This window comes from Candidatus Darwinibacter acetoxidans (assembly GCF_041936445.1).
Classification (GTDB): domain Bacteria; phylum Bacillota; class Limnochordia; order Darwinibacteriales; family Darwinibacteriaceae; genus DTU010.
Map to the genome: position 1 here is coordinate 1 of NZ_JBHGXH010000048.1, position 4533 is coordinate 4533.

Sequence of the window (4533 nt, forward strand, 5' to 3'; positions counted from 1 at the left end):
CTGTTTCTTTTCCGGGCCCGGCTACAGGCTGATCTGCCTCTGCTTCGTCAGGATCGCCCGGATCCTGCTCCTTGCCGGGTTCGGGTGCAGGAGGCTGGGTGCCGGGAGCAGGCGGCTTCGTGGTCCCCGTTCCGGGGCCGCCGCCTCCAGGTGGCTGAGTGGTCCCCGTTCCGGAACTGCCGCCCCCGGGAGGTGTCGTGGTGCCTGTGCCGCCCCCGCCGCTGCCACTGCCATCACTATCTTCGCTCCCATCATCCCCATCATCGCCGGGCGGCCTTTCTTCTCCTACCACGATTTTGAACAGGCCATACAGGAAAAAGGTCATGTTTTTATCGCTGACATTGCCCTTCGCCTGGCCGAAGTAAAGCCGAGGCGCATCGTTATCTCTTTCAAAAGGCTTATCTCCCCAGACTACATCGGCCGGAACCGGCAGGCCTTGATGCTCATACAAATCGGCACGTTCAAAGCCAATCATCGGGGGAACAGGTATTTCCTCATTTGGATCAAAATGCGGGTAATAATAGCGATTTTTCAGATCATTCATTGTTCGAGATATTCTGGTTTCTGTGCCATCGCGATTTCTGGCCACAAAAGTCAGGAGATAGTCCTTGCTTGCATCTACTAAATTGTCAGTTTTAATAATATCAAACAGGTCGTATCCCCTGACCTTCCAGATATGATGAAAATTAAGAGTATTGTTAGATGAGTAGTATCGTGTTACCTTGTTATAATTATTTTCCCAGTCATGCGGGTAAATAATGACATCCTTCTTCAAGCCCGTTCCGGTAATGATCAAATCGGGATCAGCCGCCTGCGCGGGCGATGTCCAGGGGGACATCATCAATATGACCCATAGAACAATTACCAGGAGCAGCAAGCACCTGGGCAAATATTTGTTCATGCCTTCACACCCTTCCTAAAAAACCCACTTTAAACAGCACTAAATGCCGTAAAATCCCCGGACATGCTTTTACAGAGAAACAGGATTTTCTGTGGAGTCATGGAAGCAGGTAAAAAGAAGGCCCTCCCCCCGCTTTATATGCGGGGGGAGGTGTTGGGCTTCCTTATTCCAGTTACATTCCGGTTTCTCTCCGGCGGTTAAGGGAGATGAACAGCCCGCTGCAGATGAGCGTTAAAACCGCCGCAAAGAGCATCACCGGAGGCATTCCGCCTCCCCATGTTCTGGGCAGCGGTTCTTTCGGGGGCTCATCTTCCCCGGGCTCTTCACCAGGTTCTTCACTGGGCTCTTCCCCGGGCTCCTGGGCAGGCGCGTAGATGACGAATTCGGTGAAATGCTTGGTCCAGACAACCAGGTCAGAACTGAGATCGAGCTTTCCATCACCGCCGGGCGGCAGCTGGGCGTCGGCGTAGGCCTGGCTGTCTTCCTCCAGGATCAGGGTGATCTCCGTGAAGGCGCCGTTCTTGACATAGCCCACGCTCTTTCCGGCCTGGCCGGGAATCTGGAGCCGCGCGGCCTTATCGAAGAACAGTTCGCCATGGAGAAGGCCCATCTCAAGCACCACGCTGACGGTGCCGTCAACGGAGACAGAAGGCTCCTCTTTCACTGCCGGCAGTTGGAGCACCCCGTCCCAATCGGCAGGGCCGGTGACGGTCGTGCCGGCAGCTATAACCACCTGCACCGGCTGCCACGAGCCCTCTATAAAGAGGTAGCTTTCAATGATCATGGCCGGCAGAACTGCCTGGCGCCCGCCTTCTACAGCCACGGTGTTGACCATGAGGGTGGGCGTTTCGGCTCCGGCAGGAACGGTTATATTGATCTCGTACTTGTCTGCATCCCCGGGGGCTATGTTCAGGTAGAGATCGGTGATCTCTCCCACTTCCACGTCCACCGGCGCCGGGTCATCGGCGGTGCCGGGATCGGGAAGCTGGATCTCCCGCATGAAGCCGATGGTGTAGGTTTTCTGCGTCCCGTCTTCCGCGGTAACCGTTACCTGCGCATTTTCGTCAAAGGAGCCGGCATTGATGATCTCCCGCACAGCCCGTCCGGTATCGGCCACGGTGGCACCAATTTCGGGCACCCCGGCCGACTCATCGTCGATGATAACCCAGTAATCGGTAATGGCCGGGTCAAAGGCGGGGAACAGCCTGCCGCTGCTGCAGGTAAGGCTCTTCAGGTCGGCATTGCTGCCGGCCGGTCCCGGCGCAGGCAGTATGGCGATCCCGCCATTGCCGCCGGTATAGAAGGCGCCGCTGGGGGAGGTATACATGTACCAGACGACGCTGAACTGCGGGGTCAGCCACGAGGTAACCGTCCTCAACTGTCCCGAGGGATCGAGGCGCAGCAGGCCACCGGGATACAGGGCAATCCAGACGTAGCCCTCACGATCGGCCTCCACGAAGAGGATGCCGTCGTTGTCGCCAAGGAAGGGCACAAGCTCCTTGCCGCTGTAGACGATCCTGGTGCCGTCCGGCGCGATGTAATCTACCGTGTCAAAGCGGGAGACCCAGAGCCCGCCTTCATTGTCGAAGGAGAAGGAGCGGATCCAGGTGCCCGGCTCCCCGGCGGCCGCAGTGAAGGGAGTAACCTGCCCGGAAGCATCGATGTAGGCGTAGCCGCCCTGTTCACCGATGGCCTCGGGATGGAAGCCCACCCAGATGCCGCCGCGTTGCTTGTCAAAGGCGATCCGCGTCACCGACTGGGCCGGGAAGCCGTTGCTGGTGTTCCAGATGCGCCAGTTGCCATTCCGGCCCATGTAGGCCAGCCCTTCATAGGTGCCGAACCAGATCCCGCCCAGCTCATCAACAGCCACGTCGAGGGCGTAGTCTGCGGGCAGGGGGCTGTTTTCGCTGGTGTAGATGGTCCACTGGCCGTCTTTCAGGTAGACGGCGCCCATGCCGTCCTCTTTGCTGCCGCCGACGAACCAGACCCCGTCGGTGTCATCCACCGCAATGCCATGGACGGCATTGTGAGGCAGGGGGCTGTTGGAGGTGTTGTAGATGGTCCAGTTGCCCGCGGCATCGCGGTAAGCCGCCCCGGCGCCGTTGGTGCCGACCCAAAGGCCGCCCTTCTGGTCGGGGGTTATGCAGCGCACGACGGCATAAAGCGGCAGGCCGCTGCCGTCGTCATTGCGGTAGTAGATCCACGGCAGCACCAGGTCGGTGGAGGCAACTTCAACCCCGCATACATCCCTCGCCCGGTTCAGCCATCCGGAACCGTCGTCGTGGTGGCGATAAAGGTCGAGGACGTCCTCTTCGGGGTCAATGGGGACGCCGTTTATCTCGTAGGCCACCAGGTAGTTGTTTTCTTTAACCGCGTGCAAAGTAACAGTGTAGGTTTTATGCTCGAATCCGTCCGCGGTGACCAGCTTGATCTCCCAGGCCGGGTTGGTAATGCCCAGGCTTTCCAGGATGTCGGCAAGCAGCACCCCTTTTACCTGGTCCGTGACCAGCTGGCCGCCGGAGGTGTAGCTATACTCGCCGGTGGTTTCACCCAGCGCTTTTAGATCATCCAGGGTGAAGCTCACGGAACCACCCGGTACCCCGTCGCCGCTGATCGTAAATACAGCCGGAGGCTCGGTAGAAGTAACGATCACCCCGTTGACCAGGGTCAGCCGGTTCCGCCAGTTGCTGCCATCGTTAAAGTGGCGGTAGATGCGGATGGTGGAGGAATCGTAGCCCTCCTTGGTATCTTCAAAGGGCTGCCCGTTGACCAGGTAGGCCACCAGGTATTCCTGGTCAATGACCTCCTGCAGGGTAACGGTGCCCAGGTCGAAGTTGTCCGTGGTAGTGACGGTAATCTCCCAGTCGGGATTGGTAATGCCCAGGCTTTCCAGGATGTGGGCAAGCAGCACCCCGGTGGCCTCGTCCGTGATCTGCTCGCCCCCGGAGGTGTAGGTATACTCGCCGGTGGTCTCGCCCAGCGCTTTTAGCTGGTTGAGGCTGTAGCCCACTGAACCGCCCGGCACCCCGTCGCCGCTCACCGAAAACACGTCGGTAGATGTTACGATCACCCCGTTGACCAGGGTCAGCCGGTTCCGCCAGTTGCTGCCGTCGTTAAAGTGGCGGTAGATGCGAATGGTGGAGGAATCGTAGCCCTCCTTGGTATCTTCAAAGGGCTGCCCGTTGACCAGATAGGCCACCAGGTATTCCTGGTCAATGACCTCCTGCAGGGTAACGGTGCCCAGATCGAAGTTGTCCGTGGTAGTGACGGTAATCTCCCAGTCGGGATTGGTAATGCCCAGGCTTTCCAGGATGTGGGCAAGCAGCACCCCGGTGGCCTCGTCCGTGATCTGCTGGCCGCCGGAGGTGTAGGTATACTCGCCGGTGGTCTCGCCCAGGGCCTGCAGCTGCTCCAGGGTGAATTCTATAGCTCCACCCGGCACCCCGTCGCCGCTCACCGTAAATACAGTGGGGCCGGTAATAATGTCTTCAGCCTTGGGCTCCTCGTAGTCGCCCTCGCCGACGACAATGCAGTCGACCCACTTCGTCCACATGGAGATATTCTCCTCCACGATGACACGCAGGGGCCCGTACTCGTTGTTGTAAACGTAGCCCGGACTGTGAGCATGGGGC

The 4533-nt window shown here is 59.0% G+C and carries 1 protein-coding gene and 1 pseudogene; both read right to left on the reverse strand.

The features are described from left to right. Positions 1–901 (reverse strand): annotated as a pseudogene (locus tag ACE4YL_RS02140) (hypothetical protein); the annotation flags it as partial. 172 nt (positions 902–1073) lie between these two features. Further along, positions 1074–4533 (reverse strand): two-component regulator propeller domain-containing protein (locus ACE4YL_RS02145; RefSeq protein ID WP_461369081.1); only part of this gene is annotated, 3460 nt, incomplete at its 5' end.